At 49.6% G+C, this 18,958-nt stretch carries 13 protein-coding genes and 3 pseudogenes; 11 read left to right on the forward strand and 5 right to left on the reverse strand.

Going from position 1 to position 18,958, the window contains the following annotated elements:
* Positions 1-42: 42 nt before the first annotated feature.
* Positions 43-795 (reverse strand): 16S rRNA (guanine(1516)-N(2))-methyltransferase RsmJ, encoded by a 753-nt coding sequence (gene rsmJ / locus CMR03_RS22445; RefSeq protein WP_279627547.1) that lies wholly within the window; start codon positions 793-795, stop codon positions 43-45.
* Between the two features lie 7 nt (positions 796-802).
* The gene (gene prlC, locus CMR03_RS22450; RefSeq protein WP_063877599.1) at positions 803-2,845 is read right to left on the reverse strand and encodes an oligopeptidase A; all 2,043 of its coding nucleotides are present in this window, start codon (positions 2,843-2,845) and stop codon (positions 803-805) included.
* 373 nt (positions 2,846-3,218) lie between these two features.
* Between prlC and CMR03_RS22455 the strand changes: the two genes are divergently transcribed.
* Both CMR03_RS22455 and CMR03_RS22460 read left to right on the forward strand, forming a co-directional pair.
* A complete protein-coding gene (locus CMR03_RS22455; RefSeq protein ID WP_063877600.1) occupies positions 3,219-4,061 on the forward strand; it encodes a 23S rRNA (adenine(2030)-N(6))-methyltransferase RlmJ in 843 nt (280 codons plus the stop codon).
* 62 nt (positions 4,062-4,123) lie between these two features.
* A complete protein-coding gene (locus CMR03_RS22460; RefSeq protein ID WP_096012698.1) occupies positions 4,124-4,939 on the forward strand; it encodes a CPBP family intramembrane glutamic endopeptidase in 816 nt (271 codons plus the stop codon).
* Between the two features lie 3 nt (positions 4,940-4,942).
* On the opposite strand, the gene rnz is transcribed toward CMR03_RS22460, so the two are convergent.
* Positions 4,943-5,854, reverse strand: a complete 912-nt coding sequence (rnz, locus tag CMR03_RS22465) for a ribonuclease Z (protein ID WP_096012699.1) — start codon at positions 5,852-5,854, stop codon at positions 4,943-4,945.
* 124 nt (positions 5,855-5,978) lie between these two features.
* Between rnz and gorA the strand changes: the two genes are divergently transcribed.
* Complete coding sequence (gene gorA, locus CMR03_RS22470) at positions 5,979-7,331, forward strand: glutathione-disulfide reductase (protein WP_096012700.1); 1,353 nt, start codon at positions 5,979-5,981, stop codon at positions 7,329-7,331.
* Between the two features lie 267 nt (positions 7,332-7,598).
* Here gorA and CMR03_RS22475 read toward each other — a convergent pair.
* A pseudogene (locus CMR03_RS22475) lies at positions 7,599-7,823 on the reverse strand (IS110 family transposase); the annotation flags it as partial.
* Positions 7,824-7,857: 34 nt separating this feature from the next.
* On the opposite strand from CMR03_RS22475, the pseudogene CMR03_RS22480 reads away from it, so the two are divergent.
* From CMR03_RS22480 to CMR03_RS22510, 7 genes and pseudogenes are all read left to right on the forward strand, one after another.
* Positions 7,858-8,859, forward strand: a pseudogene (locus CMR03_RS22480) (IS3 family transposase); the annotation flags it as partial.
* 79 nt (positions 8,860-8,938) lie between these two features.
* A pseudogene (locus CMR03_RS25825) lies at positions 8,939-9,250 on the forward strand (helix-turn-helix transcriptional regulator).
* A 733-nt stretch (positions 9,251-9,983) separates the two neighbouring features.
* Positions 9,984-10,547, forward strand: a complete 564-nt coding sequence (locus tag CMR03_RS22490) for a recombinase family protein (protein ID WP_096012702.1) — start codon at positions 9,984-9,986, stop codon at positions 10,545-10,547.
* A gap of 66 nt (positions 10,548-10,613) precedes the next feature.
* Positions 10,614-11,615, forward strand: a complete 1,002-nt coding sequence (locus tag CMR03_RS22495) for an AAA family ATPase (RefSeq protein WP_096012703.1) — start codon at positions 10,614-10,616, stop codon at positions 11,613-11,615.
* A 16-nt stretch (positions 11,616-11,631) separates the two neighbouring features.
* The gene (locus CMR03_RS22500; RefSeq protein ID WP_096012731.1) at positions 11,632-14,145 is read left to right on the forward strand and encodes a S8 family peptidase; all 2,514 of its coding nucleotides are present in this window, start codon (positions 11,632-11,634) and stop codon (positions 14,143-14,145) included.
* Between the two features lie 338 nt (positions 14,146-14,483).
* The gene (locus CMR03_RS22505; RefSeq protein ID WP_096012704.1) at positions 14,484-15,890 is read left to right on the forward strand and encodes a hypothetical protein; all 1,407 of its coding nucleotides are present in this window, start codon (positions 14,484-14,486) and stop codon (positions 15,888-15,890) included.
* Positions 15,887-16,222 carry a hypothetical protein gene (locus tag CMR03_RS22510; RefSeq protein WP_096012705.1) on the forward strand — a complete coding sequence of 112 codons (336 nt, stop codon included), beginning with the start codon at positions 15,887-15,889 and terminating at the stop codon, positions 16,220-16,222. The genes CMR03_RS22505 and CMR03_RS22510 overlap by 4 nt, the downstream gene beginning before the upstream one ends.
* 485 nt (positions 16,223-16,707) lie before the next feature.
* Here CMR03_RS22510 and CMR03_RS22515 read toward each other — a convergent pair whose 3' ends face one another.
* Complete coding sequence (locus CMR03_RS22515; RefSeq protein ID WP_096012732.1) at positions 16,708-17,838, reverse strand: ROK family transcriptional regulator; 1,131 nt, start codon at positions 17,836-17,838, stop codon at positions 16,708-16,710.
* A 304-nt stretch (positions 17,839-18,142) separates the two neighbouring features.
* On the opposite strand from CMR03_RS22515, the gene CMR03_RS22520 reads away from it, so the two are divergent.
* On the forward strand, positions 18,143-18,916 hold the full coding sequence (locus tag CMR03_RS22520; RefSeq protein ID WP_096012706.1) for an inositol monophosphatase family protein: 774 nt from the start codon (positions 18,143-18,145) through the stop codon (positions 18,914-18,916).
* Positions 18,917-18,958 lie beyond the last annotated feature (42 nt).

The following is an 18,958-nucleotide window of genomic DNA, read 5'->3' on the forward strand; positions in this document are numbered from 1 at the left end:
AAGCCGGTGCGGCTGACGTGCCCACCGGCTTCACAAACCCCGCTACTCAGCCAGTGGCGGATAGATATCGAAGCGGTGGCTTTTGGTAAGCACCGCAGACTGCGTAACAACCCCTGCCAGCGGTGGCGCGTAATCCGGGCGTTTCACCACGATACGTTTCTTTGCCAGACGGCGAGCCGGTGCCAGCAGAGCATCAGCGTCCTCATCCGCCCCAACCAGCGACTGAAAGACCCGCATCTCTTTTTTCACCATGGCGCTTTTTTGCCGATGGGGATACATCGGGTCGAGATAAACCACATCCGGCTGCGGGGTGATATCGGTTAAGGCCTGAACGCTGGAGGCATGAATCAGCGTCAGGCGCTCACGCAGCCAGTCGCCAATCTCTGCATCCTGATAACCGCGCGTCAGCCCATCATCCAGCAGTGCGGCGACCACCGGATGACGCTCCAGCATCCGTACCCGGCAACCGAGCGCGGCCAGCACAAAAGCATCCCGGCCTAATCCGGCGGTGGCATCCACGACATCGGGCAGATAATCGCCTTTGATCCCGACCGCTTTGGCTACCGCTTCCCCACGACCGCCACCAAAACGGCGACGGTGCGCCATCGCGCCAGAGACAAAATCCACGAAGATACCGCCCAGTTTAGGCTCATCCCGTTTACGCAGTTCAAGATGTGTGGCGGTTTTGACCAGCGCCAGCGTCGCGTCTTCACAGTGTGTCAGTTGCCAGCGCCCGGCTAAAACAGTTAAGGCGCCGTCACCGGCGCCTGTCTCATCAAGCAAACAGATTTTCACGTACGGCTTATCCCTGAATACCGTAGTGTTCCAGCATGGCATCCAGCTGTGGTTCACGACCGCGGAAGCGTTTAAACAGTTCCATCGGCTCTTCTGAACCGCCGCGCGTCAGAATGTTGTCGAGGAAGGACTGCCCGGTTTCCCGGTTGAAAATCCCTTCTTCTTCAAAGCGCGAATAGGCATCCGCCGCCAGCACGTCGGCCCACAGGTAGCTGTAATAGCCTGCCGCATAACCTCCGGCAAAGATATGGCTGAAGGCATGAGGGAAGCGGCCCCATTCCGGGCTGGGCACGACGGCCACTTTGCTTTTCACCTCACGCAGGGTTTCCAGAATCTGTGCACCTTTTTCCGGGTTGAACTCGGTATGCAGGCGGAAGTCGAACAGGCCGAACTCCAGCTGACGCAGAATAAACAGCGCCGCCTGGTAGTTTTTCGCCGCCAGCATTTTATCCAGCAGCGCTTTTGGCAGCGGCTCACCGGTTTCGTAGTGACCCGAAATAAACGCCAGCGCTTCTGGCTCCCAGCACCAGTTTTCCATGAACTGGCTTGGCAGCTCAACGGCATCCCAGGGCACACCGTTGATGCCGGAAACGCCTGCCGCTTCAATGCGCGTCAGCATATGGTGCAGGCCGTGACCGAACTCATGGAACAGCGTGATCACTTCGTCATGCGTAAACAGCGCAGGCTTACCACTTACCGGACGATTGAAGTTACAGGTGAGGTAAGCCACCGGTTTTTGCAGGCTGCCGTCCGCTTTACGCATTTGCCCAACGCAGTCGTCCATCCATGCACCGCCGCGTTTGTGCTCGCGAGCATAGAGGTCGAGGTAGAAACTGCCACGAAGCTCGCCGCTTTCATCGAACAGATCAAAGAAGCGGACATCCGGATGGTAAACATCGACGTCAGTGCGCTCTTTGGCGGTAATACCGTAAATGCGCTTCACCACTTCAAACAGGCCGGACACTGCACGAGATTCGGGGAAGTAAGGGCGCAGCTGCTCATCGCTGATGGTATAAAGATGCTGCTTCTGCTTTTCGCCGTAGTAGCTGAGATCCCATGGGTTCATGGTTTCTACGCCAAACGCTTTTTGCGCAAAAGCGCGCAGCTGAGCCAGCTCTTTCTCACCCTGTGGACGGGCGCGATCGGCCAGATCGTTCAGAAAATCGATCACCTGTGCCGGGCTCTGTGCCATCTTGGTGGCCAGGGATTTATCCGCGAAGGAGTCGAAGCCCAGCAGTTGCGCCAGCTCGTGTCGCAGCGCCAGCTCTTCCGCCATAATCGGACCGTTATCCCATTTACCCGCGTTAGGGCCTTGATCGGAGGCACGGGTCGAATAGGCGCGGTACATCTCTTCACGCAGAGCGGCATTATCGCAGTAGGTCATCACCGGCAGATAGCTCGGGATATCCAGCGTCAGCAACCAGCCTTCCTGCCCTTTAGCTTCCGCCTGGGCTTTGGCTGCGGCCAGCGCGCTTTCCGGCATGCCGGCCAGCTCGCTTTCGTCCGTAATCAGCTTGCTCCAGCCCATTGTGGCATCAAGCACGTTGTTACTGTAGGCCGAACCCAGCTCGGAAAGGCGGGCCGCAATTTCGCCGTAGCGTTTCTGCTTGTCTTTTTCCAGACCAATACCGGAAAGCTCAAAATCACGCAGGGCGTTATCGACGGCTTTCTGCTTTGCCTGATCCAGCGAAGCATAGTGACTGCCTTCTTTCAGATTGCGGTAGGCCTGATAAAGACCTTCGTGCTGGCCAACCCAGGTGCTGTATTCAGAAAGCAGCGGCAACGTTTGTTCATAGGCTTCGCGCAGTTCCGGGCTGTTTTTGACCGAGTTCAGATGGCTGACCGGCGAAAAAATCCGGCTCAGGCGATCGTCGGTCTCCGCCAGTGGCTGTACCAGATTGTCCCAGGTGTAAGGTGCGCCTTGCGCCACTACTTTTTCCACCATTGCACGGCATTCATTCAAAACGTCGGTCACGGCGGGCACCACATGTTCAGGCTTAATCGCTGAAAACGGGGGAAGTGTGAACGAGGTGAGTAACGGATTGGTCATAGCGCAGTCCTTTAACAATGTGTGGGGCGCGATGAGTCGCGCAACGCAATTCAATTAACATGCGGTCGGATACCGCGAAAATCAATGGCGCGACTTGTCGTGATGTAAACAATGGCGCGGATTATGATCCTACAGACGATGAGATCAAGCATAGCTGAGGACAACGCAGGCTATCACTTTCCTGTCGCGGCATGGTTAACAGATGTTAACAGCCTGTGTCAGCCTCCTGATTAGCGTGTAAAGCGGACTGAACAGCGCAGGCAGGATGCCCGGACCACGGCTGCGCGCGAAATGCCAGCAATTATTCCTGTCTGTCGTTATAATCGGGCCAACGTTATCATTTTTAGCTTCAACCGCGGACATCCCCTTTTTTATGCTGAGTTATCGCCACAGTTTTCACGCCGGCAACCATGCCGATGTGCTTAAGCACACCGTACAAAGCCTCATCATCACCGCCCTGAAAGAGAAAGAAAAACCCTTTCTCTATCTTGATACCCATGCCGGTGCAGGCCGTTATCAACTGAGCGGCGAGCATGCAGAGCGTACCGGCGAATATCTGGAAGGCATTGGCCGCGTCTGGCAGCAGCCGGATGCGCCCGCATTGCTGCAACCTTATTTTGATGCCATTCATGCCCTGAACCGGAGCGGTACGCTGCGTTACTATCCGGGCTCGCCGCTGATCGCCCGTCATTTGCTGCGTCCAGAGGATAAGCTTCAGCTTACCGAACTGCACTCCAGTGATTACCCCCTGCTGCGAACCGAATTCAGTAAAGACAGCCGCGCGCGCGTTGAAAAGGCCGATGGTTATCAGCAGTTAAAGTCAAAGCTGCCGCCGTTGTCACGTCGTGGTCTGGTACTGATCGATCCCCCATACGAAATGAAGAGCGATTATCAGGCGGTCGTCAAAGGCATTCAGGAAGGCCACAAGCGCTTTGGCACGGGCGTTTTTGCCCTGTGGTATCCGGTGGTTATGCGTCAGCAAATCAAACATATGCTGCGCGATCTGCAGGCAACCAACATTCGTAATATCCTGCAAATTGAGCTGGCCGTGCGTCCTGACAGCGATCAGCGCGGTATGACGGCTTCCGGGATGATTGTGATCAATCCACCGTGGAAACTGGCCGATCAGATGAATACATTGCTGCCGTGGTTGCACCAGAAACTGGTGCCAACCGGTACAGGCCATTTCAGCGTAAACCAGATCGTACCGGAATAACGCCCTTCTCAGATTAGCGCCACCGCGTCTGGTGCGGCGGCGTTATACCTCAGGTCATTTTTATGTGGATCATCCTGGCAGGTGCACTGGCTGCCCTGCAACCGGCGAAACGCCTCTCACTGTTATTACTGGCACTGGCAACGGCGCTGGGGGTTTACCAGAACGTTCTCGACTGGCCTGTTACCCTCGTTTTTGCTGCTGTTGCCGCACTGGTCGCGTTTCGTATTTACGACCGTCGGAGCCAAGTGTGGCAGAGCATCAGCGAGGCGCTTCTGGTGTTGATTGCCCTCGCGCTAATGCTGCATCTTATTCCTGGCTTCAACAACCCACGCCAGATTGATGCCGTTCGGGCTGGCGCGCACAGCCTGCCCTTCTCTTTTTCATTTAATTTCGATAAAGCCCTGATTCCTTTCTTGCTGCTGGCCTGTATGCCGACGCTGTTTAAAGCCGAGGCGCACCCACCGCGCATGCCTGTGTTATGGCTGCTGCCCGTAGCGGCGATTCCACTGCTGTTAGTCAGCGCGGTATGGCTGGGTGGCCTGGCGTTTGAGCGACACGTTCCTGACTGGCTGGGGGCCTTTGCCCTGGCAAACCTGTTTTTTGTCTCGCTGGCTGAAGAAGCATTTTTCCGCGGCTACCTGCAGCAGCGCCTGCGCCAGAAATGGGGCAGCACAGTTGCCCTGCTGGTCACCGCCTTGTTGTTTGGCCTGGCGCATGCGCCAGGCGGCGTGCTGCTGATGGTCTTTGCCGGACTGGCCGGGCTGATTTATGGCCTGGTCTGGCACTGGAGTGGTCGCTTATGGCTGGCCACGGCGTGCCATTTTGCGCTCAATATGGTCCACCTGCTGTTTTTTACCTATCCGGCACTGGCGCACTGACCATCACAGCCTGAATACCGCCAGGTCCTGGGCCATCTCCGTTTCAGGGAAGATGGCCTGGCACTCGGCCAGTAAACGGGCCATATCTCGGGCAAGATAGCGCGAACTGAAATGGGTGGCGATCATCCGTTTTGCACCGGCCTGCTTTGCCACTTTTGCGGCCTGCACGGTGGTTGAGTGACCGCGTCCGTTGGCTTTTTCAGCCAGTGCATCCTCCAGCGTGGTTTCATGTACCATCACATCCACATTCGCGGCCAGCTGTAACGCCACCTCGGTAGGCGCGGTATCGCCAAAAATCGCCAGCGTTTTGCCTTTGGTGGGCGGCCCTAAATACTCAGCACCATGAACCGTGCGACCATCCTCCAGCGTGATGCTGTCCCCCAGCTTTAGCTGTTGATACCACGGGCCACGCGGCACACCTTCTGCCTTCAGACGTGCGGCATCCAGAAAGCCGGGCTTGTCTCGCTGTTCAATACGATAGCCAAAGCAGGCAATGGTGTGATTCATCGGCCAGGCCGTAACACGAAACTCGCCATCATCCAGCACCTCGCCCGCCTCGATTTCAATCACCTCCAGCGGATAATCGGTGTACGAGCTGGACAGAGACAGAGCGTTATCGACAAAGGCTTTCAGGCCTTTGGGGCCATAAACCGTCATCGGCGTGGTAAGTCCCGCCATTGAACGGCTGGTAAGCAGGCCGGGCAGACCAAAAATATGGTCACCGTGCAGATGCGTAATAAAGATTTTATCGAGCTTGCCGGGTTTAAGATCGGAGCGCATAAACTGAAGCTGTGTCCCTTCACCGCAGTCAAACAGCCAGGTGTCGCCACTGTCTGCATGGGTAAAGGCAATGGCAGTGACGTTACGCTGCAAGCTCGGCGCGCCACCGCCCGTGCCAAGAAAAGTCAGGTGCATGCTATGCTTCTCTGTAAGTAGTGGAAAACAATGGCCTGTTACAATCATAGGCGCAATTTTTGCGACACCCTGCCCTGCGGCGTTACACTCTATGTCAATTTCCATGTAACCGGATGATACTTCAATGACCCGACATTATGACTATCTCGCCATCGGCGGCGGCAGCGGCGGTATTGCCTCGATTAACCGTGCAGCAAGCTATGGCCAGAAATGTGCCCTGATAGAAGCCAAAGCACTGGGCGGAACCTGCGTCAACGTGGGCTGTGTGCCGAAAAAAGTCATGTGGCATGCCGCGCAAATCGCCGAGGCGATTCATCTTTACGGCCCCGATTATGGTTTTGACACCACGGTAAACCGCTTCGACTGGGGCACGCTGGTCAAAAACCGTAGCGCCTATATCGACCGTATTCACCAATCATACGACAATGTGCTGGGGAAAAATAAGGTCGATGTCATCCACGGCTTTGCCCGTTTTATTGATGCGCATACCGTTGAAGTCAATGGCGAAACCATTACGGCCGACCATATTTTGATCGCCACCGGTGGACGTCCAGGCCATCCCTCTGTCCCCGGTGCGGAATACGGAATTGATTCAGACGGTTTCTTTGAACTGGACGCGCTGCCAAAACGCACCGCGGTGATTGGCGCCGGTTATATCGCCGTCGAACTGGCGGGCGTGGTGAACGCACTCGGCTCCGAAACCCATTTATTCGTCCGTAAACATGCCCCGCTGCGCAGCTTTGATCCGCTGATCACCGAGACGCTGGTTGAAGTCATGAACGCGGAAGGCCCGACGCTGCACACTCAGGCGACGCCAAAAGCGGTGGTAAAAAATGCCGACGGCAGTCTGACGTTACAGCTGGAAGATGGCAGCGACTACACCGTCGATTGCCTGGTTTGGGCCATTGGTCGTGTACCGGAAACCGACAGCCTGAATATCCAGGCGGCAGGCGTTACGCTGGATGAGAAAGGTTATATCAAGGTCGATAAATTCCAGAACACCAATGTGTCAGGCGTTTATGCCGTAGGCGATAACACCGGTGCCGTTGAGCTGACCCCGGTGGCCGTGGCAGCAGGTCGTCGCCTGTCTGAGCGTTTGTTTAATAACAAACCGGATGAGCATCTGGATTACAGCAACATTCCTACCGTGGTATTCAGCCATCCGCCGATCGGCACCGTGGGCCTGACGGAACCGCAGGCGCGCGAACAGTACGGTGATGATCAGGTTAAAGTCTACAAGTCGTCCTTTACCGCGATGTACACCGCAGTCACCCAACATCGCCAGCCGTGCCGCATGAAATTAGTCTGCGTCGGCCCGGAGGAGAAGATTGTCGGTATTCACGGCATTGGTGGTGGAATGGACGAGATGCTGCAGGGCTTTGCGGTGGCGTTGAAAATGGGCGCAACCAAAAAAGACTTCGATAACACCGTGGCGATTCACCCGACCGCAGCGGAAGAGTTTGTGACGATGCGTTAATGTAGAAAAAACACACCTACATCTTTCACTTATCTGAAACTGGCCCTTATGCGGCCAGTTTTTTATGCAATTAAGAATATTTTGATTACGCTCTCCAGTTTTTCATTCGATAGAATATGCTCAGCAATACCGCAGGTTTCTGGGGCATACTTATGGGCATAAATAATATTGACCTGCTCCCCGTTGATTAGTACACCCCGATATTAGTAATGTCTTCATAAGCCACATGAGGACATCCCCATGACGAAGCTTTTTTCCAATGAACACATTGCCATCGTTTTTCTGCCAGCGAAGAAATGGCTTAACATACTGGGGACTGATCACTTTTACTTTATGCCCCAGTTTTTCAAATTCCCTATGCCAGTAAAATGCTCTCGTGCATGCTTCAATGCCAATCAGGTAGGCGGGTATAATGACCAGTTTCTAAAGTAATATTTTTCGCTCAACACGTCGGGTATAAACCGGCTTGCCTGCTGGATGAATTATGTTCAGTTAAGCGTAGAGGGAAGTAGTAGTCCATCCCATTACCTGGCGCAAGAAGTTTGGTGGAATGGAAGTGCCTGGGGTGAAGCGTCTAAAGTCGCCTGAAGAGGAGAACGCCCGCCTCATGAAGCTGCTTGCTGAAGCCATGCTTAATAAGGAGGTGCTTTAGGTGGCTCTCAGGCGAAAGTAATGACAACAGACCAGAAGCGGGAAGCTGTGGTATTGATGTGTTATGCGATCTGTCGCAACTTCGTACCTGCAGGCTACAGGTTTTTCCCTGTCAACCTGCCGTTATGATGCTCAGCGTCTATCTGCTGATTCACATTTATCAAGGCGTATCACTGAGATGGTGCTTGAGCGCAGACGTTTTGGTTACCGGCGCATCTGGCAGCTATTGCGTCGGAATGGCCTTCACGTCAATCACAAACGGGTATACCGCATTTACCACCTTAACGGACTGAGCGTAAAACACAGACAACGCCTTAAAGGGCTGGCGACCGGACAGTTTCCGCTTCTGCGTCCGGATGCTCCCAACCTGACTTGGTCGATGGATTTCGTTATGGACGTACTGGCCAGCGATCGCAGGATCAAGTGCCTGACTTGTGTGGATGATTTCACGAAGGAGTGTCTAACAATTACCGTCGCATTCGGGATATCAGGCGTACAAGTTACGTGTATTCTGAACAGTATTGCGCTATTTCGTGGTTATCCGGCCACGATAAGAATCGATCAGGGGCCTGAATTCACCTGCCGCGCGCTTGATCAGTAGGCCTTTGAGCATGGCGTGGAACTGCGTCTTATCCAGCCAGGCAAACCGACTCAGAACGGATTTATTGAGAGTTTTAACGGACGATTTAGAGATAAATGCCTGAACGAGCACAGGTTCAGCAATATTGTTCATGCCAGGAAAACGATTAATGGTTGGTGGCAGGATTATAACGAGTGCCGTCCACATTCATCACTGAATCACCAAACTCCAGTTGAATTTGCTGCGGACTGGCGAAACGGGAAATATGAAGAAAAACCAACAGAAACTACTAACTGAAAAGTTGTATCTGATTCTTAGGGCAGGTAACTTAAGCTTTAAATTACCATAAACCTTTATATTTCAACCAGTCACCCTTATGAAGGCGGTTTATCCCCTGAAAACGCTGGGTCATTTGCGCACTGTGTTAATTGGTTTTCGCAAAGCTAACGGATGGACGCAAAAAGAACTGTCAAAACTGTTGGGGGTAACTCAGCAAACGTATGCTCGCCTTGAAGCAAATCCCGCGAGCGCCAGCTTTGATCGTTTATTCAAAGTATTTAGCATATAGGGTGTTGAAATTGAAGTATTTTTGCGAGAGCCTTTACCACAGGCGAAACCAGAATTAACGACACAACAATATTCATCGTTACCCGCAAGGCAGGAAAATTGTAAGGACCTAAAAATATAAATATTGATGATAAAGTTTTTCCTCACCTATTTAACAGATACGTCATTATCTACATTGGTTTCCTATGCATATCTGCATCAGCTTCATTCTGAATTTCCGCGAGATGCACTAGCATTGACAATGTCTCGTGAATCAATGTTATTGCAATGAACTGCTTCAGTATTGTCTCTGTGTCTATTTATTTTTTTACATTTAAAAAATAGAGCATATATTCCTTATGACTGAATTGAATCGTCGATAAAATAGCAGAGTTTAATTTACCCTCTGGCTTCAAACTGTACCTGCCACTGTTTGCTGATATTCTCTTCACATTCACATGTTTTTGTCGAAAGTCATGTTGTCAAAACGATCACGCTTTGACCTCATACTGGCTCTACCATAGTCGTTTCTCAGAATCGGCGTTTCATATTATTGTATGTTTTACTTGAAATTATCGATCCTGATTTTCATCGCATATAAACATTTTCGGAGCAACAGCTGTATCTTGGCTTCGTTCGTAATCTGAATGCGCTGTCAACTTTACTGAGCAATGAGCTCATCATTCCTGCGATCCCAGACTGCGTACACACTCTCAAACAACCCATTTGTACTGCGCTAATTACGGAGCACTAAATCGACGTCATACACTCATATTGACAGGCTAATTAACTTGCCAAAATCATCAAATTTGATAGATTTTTCTTCATTTTTTTGTTAACTTAATTGTAAATAAATCAATGTTAATTTATTGTTCATGAATCAAAAAATTGGCTATTCGAGAGTCTCTTCGATAAACATTAAAACGAGCAGTCAGTGTGAAAGCCTGAAAGCCGCAGGCTGTGATTTGATTATCGTAGATGAAGAAAAAGAACCTCAGCCATTCAGTTTATGCCTGGAGATTCTCAAACCCGGAGATGTGCTGGTGGTAACGAGCCTTGAAATGTTGGGACGTAACCTTGCCGGTGTACTTAAGGCCATAACGTCCATCAATGAGCGGGGTGCATCCCTGATCAGTCTCAGTGAAGGCCTTGACTCAGCCAGTGAATCAGGGGAACCGCTGGTAAGAATGTGCCATTTACTTATGGGGTGTCAGCAAGCCTTCGTTCGTGAAAAAAACCAGAAAGGACTTACGGCCAGCAGGGCGAGAGGCCGTCTTGGTGGGCGAAAAAAGAAATTGAGTCAGAAAGATATTATTCAAATCAAAGAATTATTAAGCCGCCCCGAAAGTAGTGTGAGTGATGTTGCAAAAAAGTACGGCGTTTCCAGAACGACCATCTACAAATATGTCGGGGTTATCGTTCCAGAACATGCGCTTTAGACCACATTTCATCGTGCATTTAAGAACTAATATTTATACTATCAACGCACCAAAGGAGAGTTGATAATGGCAACCGCAGAACAGTTTAAAGCGCTTTTAAAGAGCCACGCTGACGGTGATGAAGCGCGTTTTTACTCTATTGCTCTCCAAGTAGCAGCTAAAGAAGCACGTCAGGGTCACAGTAAGCTCGCAAATGACATCAAGCAAATCGTTGAAAAATCGCAAAAAAATGATGAAAAAATGAGTCATTTGACGACAGCAAAAACGCTTCAATTTGTTCATCAGCCAAAAAGCGAACTTCAGGGCTTGCTTGAACTGACGCCCAGTGATGTGCATGTTGAGGAGTTAGTATTATCTGCTGATGTCAAAGAGCGACTGGAGAAAGTCGTTACTGAGCAACGACAGTCAGATAAGTTAAAACGCTTCGGATTATTGCCACGGCGTAAACTCCTCTTTACCGGACCACCCGGAACAGGTAAAACGATGTCAGCTCTCATGCTGGCTACTGAACTTCGTTTGCCGCTTTATACCATAGTCTTGGATAGCCTTATTACACGTTATATGGGAGAAACTGCGGCAAAATTACGTCTTATCTTTGATCACATAAGACAGACCCGGGCGGTCTATCTGTTCGATGAATTTGACGCGATTGGCACACAACGTGGTGCATCAAATGATGTGGGCGAAATCAGAAGAGTATTGAATTCCTTTCTGATATTTGTAGAGCAGGATTATTCAGAAAGCGTAATCGTTGCAGCAACAAACCACCCGGAACTACTTGACCAGGCTCTTTATCGCCGTTTCGACGATATTATTCAGTTCGAGAGGCCACAAGAAGCACAGATTGTCATGTTGATGAAAAATCGACTTTCCTTGTTCGATATTAACCATCTTAACTGGGAAGCAATCATAACAGAGGCTCTGGGCCTGAGTTCTGCCGAAATTACGCGCTCCTGTGATGATGCTGCAAAAGATGCCGTTATATATTTTGACGGAAAACTTGAAACGTCGGTGATCATCAAAGCCCTCGCCAGAAGACATAAAGGCGGTGGCGCAAACCGGGAATAACATAGCAGAGGACATAATGGCAAATGACAGGATGCATTTGAATGTCAGGCAGTTTGTTACGAGTGAAAGATTTAGGTCAAGAAATACAGCAAGAAGTATTCAAATCGCTCCCCGGGACAGACAAACTCATGGCGAAGGACTGAGGCTGCAATATCAGGAAATATTAGACCGGTATGATGGTATGGCAGCCAATCGGGAAACACCTGTAACAGATGATATTGGTATTTATATTGAGGTCATTGGTCAGGAAAGAATCAAGCTACCCCTGGAAAAGCTGGATAATACTGATTTCAAACTTTGCCTTCTTAAGACAGAAGGGCACCGTGAAGTCGCAACCCTATTTATCCCCGAAGCCAGGCGCGGGGCCTTTCTACGAAAAGTAAATCAGTATTTGGACCCTGACAAAGACCGCTATAAAGAAAGTGAAGATACATATTACCCTGCAAATCATGCTTTGATTGCAAGTATTGCCGAAGTAAGGTTTGCACGGATTCGTTCTTTCTGGACAGATGAACCAAGCCTTTTCCCTGATGATCCCGAAAGACAGTTTTGGTGGGAGCTTTGGCTCAAAAAGGAGCAAAACAGCGATCCTCTCCTGATTGGCAGACAGTTAGCAGAAAGACTTAATGCTGAGATGGGAAGCTCTTCTCTAAATTTCTTTAAATCTGTTGTTCTATTAATCAAATGTTCCCTTAACCAGCTTGAACGCGCTCCTGAACTGATAGCGAATCTCGAAGAGCTCAGGAGAGCAAAAGATACCCCGTTCCCTATTGTTTACTCTTCCCCTTTCGATCAAGCTCAGTGGGTCGATGATATTTCCCAACGTTTCGTGCCTAATACCGATGCTAATTGCGCAGTTACAATACTTGATACTGGGATAAATTATCATCATCGACTTCTGCAACATGTCACTGCAGGCAGCTACTCAGAATGCTGGCTCCCTCAGTGGCCGCACTACTCTATTCCGGGCGGCATTGAAGTCCAGCATGGTTCTATGCAGGCAGGTCTGGTTGCCTTTGGCAATCTGCTTGATGTCAGCCAGAGTAGCTCATCTGTACATACGCCATTCGTTATCGAATCAGGGAGAATCATCCCTCCTACAGGAATAAATCCTCCTGAGCTCTACGGCGATATTACTGTGAGCACAGCTTACAAACATGAAACTGAACGGCCAGAGTATAACCGGGTCTTTAGCCTGGCGATTACTTCACCTGAAAGTTCTGTAAGCGGGATGCCATCTTCCTGGTCTGCAGAAATCGACCGTTTTACATGTGGTGTTGACGAAGATATCAGTAGGTTATTCGTTATATCCGCTGGTAACAACCGTGATGTAAGACATGACTCAGATTACTGGGATCAGGTAGCCCTTTCGCCCATCGAAGATCCTGCGCAATCCTGGAATGCGCTTACCGTTGGTGCTTACACAGAGTTGTCTACAATTGATGACCCGGTTTTTGATGGCTGGACAGCATTTGCGATGCCTGGAGACGTTTCTCCATCAAGCCGATCTTCTGTGAACTGGTCATGGCGAAAACAGGCTCCTCATAAACCTGATGTCGTTGCCGAGGGTGGAAACCATGTTATTTCTCCCGACAGGACTGCGGTTGATAACTGCTCTGATGTATCTTTGCTTACCACATCGGGAAAAACGACAGGTTCTGCTTTTGAAAGTCATGGGGACACAAGTTCTGCATGTGCGCTGATATCCAGAGATGCAGCTCTTCTGCGCACACAATACCCTGAGCTATGGCCTGAGACTATTCGAGGCTTGATCGTTCATTCAGCAGAATGGACACCCCGGATGATGATGCGTTTTGAACAGCTATGCAGACAGCATTCTCCGAGTGTGGCAAAAGATTGCCTGCTGCGTACTGTAGGCCACGGTGTTCCTGATATTAATCGGGCAAGATACAGCGCTGATCACGCTCTGACATTGATAGCTGAAAGCGAGCTACAGCCGTTCATCAAAGAGACCAATGCGGCTGCATCGGCTGATCCAAAAAACAACATGATGAATCTGCATCAATTACCATGGCCTGTAGCTGCTTTACAATTACTTCCTCCGGAAACTCCGGTGAAAATGCGGGTTACGCTTTCATACTTCATCGAACCTAATCCAGGCCGTCGTGGGTATCGGTCAAGATACAGCTACCAGTCTCATGGGCTGCGATTTACGACCATACGTCCAGGACAGACCCTAGAAAACTTTCGATCAATGGTTAATGGATTGGCGTTAACAGACGATTATACCGGTCCGGAGGGCGATAATGAGGGATGGTTCCTCGGTACACAATTAAGAACCAGAGGCTCTGTGCACTCTGACCGGTGGAATGGTTCGGTGGCTGAACTTCTCGACATGCATACTATTGCTGTCTTCCCGGTAAGTGGATGGTGGAAGTACCGCTCAGGAGAAGAGCGCTGGAGAAATAAAGTTAAGTATTCTTTATTGATTAGCATTGAAGTACCTGACGAAACTGTAAATATCTACACTGAAGTTGAAAATGTAGTCGATATCTCGGTCTCTATTTAAGATCTGATAAGACTGCGGGTTTTTCCGCAGTCTTGACTAACAGACTCAGCAACACGTGTGGCCTCGCCAGCCACTCTTCCAGCGTCAGCATGCCGTTCTCTGGCATAAAACGCCTGTCAGCGAGGCAGTTAAATTGTTCCGGAAAGAGTGTTTATATCTGAATGTCACCCGCCACGCCGGTAAAATGCCCAGCGCCAGATCCACTTCCCCGAGATCAGTCAGGCCAGCATGATCTCTCTGCTGGCCTGACTGATCTAGGAATATAAGATAGCGTCCGGGATTTTCTCGCCGTTATCGCTATCATGTCTGCATACATTCACATCAAACAAGGTACTGAAATGACAGTTAATACTAAAGCTACAAAGTTCGCTCCGGATACGCTGTTCTTTGGGCAAAAGCCGCTTTTGAACGATGGGGCAATTCTGGATAAAGCTAACGAATTATTAGAGGAACTTAAACCTCAGTTTCCTAGGTGTGAAGCCAATACAAAAGTCACTGATACGAAAAATGCGCGGAAGACTGTGAAGGAAATGATGAGCTTTGGGATAGGCGAACAACAATATCCTGCGTTTGTTAAGACAGAATCCTATAAGCAGTTAGTGGCATTGGTTGGCGCATTAAACCTGCTCGCCCCAAAATGGAAACTTCAAATTAAGCCCTACCAGGATGAGCGCGATCTGACACTGGGATTCTATGATTACCTGGATGACAGGTATCACCCCAGTCGGCTCGCTGGCGAGATTTTAAAAAGCTATTTTTATTGCCTTGGCCAATTTAACGCATCGGCCGCTGTTCGTCTTAGTACAACTGAAAATCATATCATTGAAATCATGCGTATGAGACCCCGCGTTAAAGAGGACCTTTTTAGCAAGGATTTTGATTACAAAACTGGAACAGCAGAAGCCCGTGGGTGGTTGAACAGTATCATTGACCCCTTGCTCCTCCGTTATCCAGAAACACAGCACGATACGCAGGCAGAAAGTTTAACGCTCGCGTTTCACAGGCACATCAGCAAGAACATGGTGTTAAATGATTTCATTAATAGTGGTCATTATCACCAATCGGAAAGTGAGCAGCTCACCGGCGTGATCAATGCTTTCAATCAATGGACTGAAGCAGAAGACCTGTCCGCAGTGCCGGCAGCGGATGAGGCAGATTTACATATTGCTTTGACTTTTGCGGTCATCCACGCGGTGGATCGCCCCAGTGGTTTCGACTGGCAGTCTCAAATCCAGAATAATCTTCAGGATAAATACATCAGTCGCTTGCTGAAATTTGTGCGTTACGTTCGGTACGCCAAAAAAGAGCAAAACAAAAAGATTTCCCTGCGACTAATACGTCGCGGCAGTACCAACCGAGACCTGATGCTCTACCCGGCTCTGCTCGAACTCAGTGATGAAATCCACGACCCGAATTATCAAGTAATGTGCAGGAATGCCACTAAATTACTCACTAACATGAAAATCAATGCCGAGCTGACAAAGTTCATGGGCAATATTTTTGGCGCACTATGCTGCTATGAGGGGGATGAAACTGACCTCAATATACAGATGTTTTCCTACTGCGAAAACCGCAAAGAATTATGGGATTACCGGACAAACTTTATGCGTAAGCTCCTGCGACTGGATTACGACCAGATGGAATCCTTCCTAGATAAACTGGACGCAATCTTGGCACCCGAACGTGACATTCTTCAGTCGAGGCTTAACCAAAAAATTGACCTTTACCAGAGGGGGTATGTATGAATCTTTCAGGAAGCGTGACCATTGAAGTCTGTCACAAAAATGGCGAAGAGGTTGAGGTCTTTGACATTAGTGCCTCTGAGTTCGGCCTTGAGGAATCAGGAACTCGCAACTATGACGGAGAGCGTGCCTACCGTGGGCTGTACATCTACTTCAACAGTGAGTATGGCTTCGATGTGCTGGCAGAAGCCGAGGAAATGAACCACTCCATTACTGATTTTGACATCAACCTGCGCCAGCACAGCAGTATGTATGAGATTAATATCGATACGGATAATCTTTACGCAAACTCAACAGACGCTGACGTTGAATACAACGAAGACGACTGGCGGTGATCCTGATAGTAAATACCCGGCTAGCGTCATGGCCGGGTATCTGAAAACTTAAGTAGGATGTCAGTTTCATCAGATGGATTGAAAAAGGTACTTTTTTGTATCGACCCACACTTGTCTTCATGACTCAAGTTCAAAACCTATCGACGACCTACACAATTATCGTGAAAGAAGCCTATTGCCCCGAAAAGCTTTATTTTTAGCATATAAACTCTGTCGTTATATGACCTGAATGAGCAATCTGAGATGTTACAATCCCTTGATACATGACGATGAAAGCCAGCGTAGAGGTGCTTCCATCACTTACATCTGAAAAAATAATTTTTCTGAAAACAATTAAATGGTTATTAATATTTTTTTATCAATTTTCATAATTTCACGTTTTAAAATTGTATGGGTATTGTGTGAAGATGCGTTAACAGGGCAATCCTGATTCGTTCGCGACTTACCCTGACTCACTGACCCAAAACGGGCAGTGAGTCAGGGCCTTAATTAAAATAGGTTTCCCGCAACGGCGTTAACGCCGCGCCCAGCGCCGAACTGTCCCCTTCGATCTCGCTCAGCAGGATATCCGGATATTCCGCAGAAATGTCCCAGCGTTTACCCGAACTCACCCGCGGCATGGCTAAAAACATCTCGCCCAGCTTACGCGGGATTTCCCCGCCTAATATGATGGCGCCGGGATCGATGACCGCATTCAACGCATCCATTGCCCGATGCAGGTTTGGCGTTACCTCTTCCACCCACTGCTGAGCGATCGGCCATGCCGGATCGAATTGATGATTGAGATCGCGAATATCTTTAATTTCAATGCCGCCGCTGCGTAGTCGATCGATCAAGATCCCCAATGCAGGACGCAGCTTGCCCTCTTCCGGCGTAAAAATACGGCTGATCTCCCCCGCATTACCAAAAGCCCCCTGAAACGGTTTACCGTTGATCACGATGCCGCCGCCAAAACCGTAATTAAAGGAGAGGTAGCCAAACGTACCGTATTTCAGCCCGGCACCTAAAAAAGCCTCAGCGTGTGCCGCCGTGGTGGCGTTATTTTCAATCCATACCGGGCGGTCAAATAACCCCGTAATTTCACGACGCAGATCGATGCCCATCCAGCTTTTTAATGGTTCAGGCGGATTAAAATATTTACGCGAGTCATAAAGAAAGCCCGCCATGCTGTATCCAACACCGCACACTTTTTCTGGCGAAATACCCTGTTGCTTTAAGGTATCCAGATAGTGGTGTTTGATATCCAGTAAGGTACGGGCAGGATCGCGGGGATGCGTATCCAGCACGCTGTATTCAGTGATACCGCCACGAAAATTAATCAGGCTGGCGGCAACGCTGTCTGAATTAATTGAAATTCCATAGCCGTAACGTGCATCCGCATTAAGCGATAATGACGGGCTGGGCTTGCCTCTTCCCTGGGACGGCGATTCCCCCAGGCTGAGAAAGCCATTTTCGGTTAGCGTATCAACAATGCGGTGCACAGAAGACTGATTCAGAATCGTTTGTGAAACCAGAGAGGAGCGAGAAATCCCATCGTTACGGCGGACAAGTTCAAGAATAAGTTTTTCACTGCGATTAAGTTCTACTTCATGATGACCTGAATTTCCATGAACCACAGCATTGTCCTCACCGTATTTAATAATGGGTTCTGTTAACACCCTAGCATGCTTTTATGCATCACGAATAGTAAAGGGAATGGCCTTTACGTTTTAATAAAATGTGCTGAATGGCGGCTTATTCTGACTGACATGCCTCGATCATAAAATCGTCATAATAGTGAAACTTAACAGAGAGACACTCTAATATCATGCAGTAAGCATTATATTAAAGGCGATGCCTTATGTGGCGTATTTATGCTCATGCTACATAAACGGATGGGTCGCACATCCCCTTCTTCTTTCTCTTTGCATCAGGTAAACAATGGATACGCGCTTAAAAGTTGCTGAACGCATCGCACAAGAAGCTGCACTACTGGCCCTGGATTATTTCAGGCAGCTGAGTGAATTAGCGATCTGCGAAAAAAGGCCACAGGATGTCTTCAGTGAGGCAGACCGGGAAGTGGAAAATCGTATACGCCAGCGTCTGGAACAGCATTTCCCCCAGGATCGTGTTATCGGTGAAGAACAGGGAGGCGAACTCAGCGCCAGCTACTGGTCAGTCGACCCTATTGACGGTACGAGCAATTTTTTACGCGGCTCGTCATTGTGGGGCATTTCTATTGGTTATGTGCATAACGGCGAGCCGCTAATCGGCGTCATCATCCATCCAGCATTAAATATCATGGTGAGCGGCGGTAAAGAGGCGGGCGTTTATCTGAATGGCGAGCCTTTTGAACGGCCCGTGATCGCTGAGGCGCTTAAAACCGTCGCCATTGGCGACAGTCCTTCATGGGATTTTACTCACCAGCTCTGCATTGAGAAAGCCTACCGGGATGATGGCTGGAATGTGGTGCGCTATCGTTGCGCCACGATCGGTTTAACCTTTAGCGTGCTCGGTTATGTGGACGGTTATCAGGAATGTTTTAGCAGCATGTGGGACGTTTCTGCGGGCTATGCGCTCTGTAAAGCGGCAGGCCTGGAAGCGCACCTTGCCGGTACACAGGAAAAAAGCATGACGCATGTCAGTGTCGGAACCGCAGAAATGAACCGCCTTTCTGCCCAGTTTATCCCCCATCCCCGCTTTACCCCTGCCTGAAAAACAGACTGCCTACGGCTTATCTCATCACTGCACGTTCAG

It is taken from the genome of Pantoea allii, from assembly GCF_002307475.1.
Taxonomy (GTDB): domain Bacteria; phylum Pseudomonadota; class Gammaproteobacteria; order Enterobacterales; family Enterobacteriaceae; genus Pantoea; species Pantoea allii.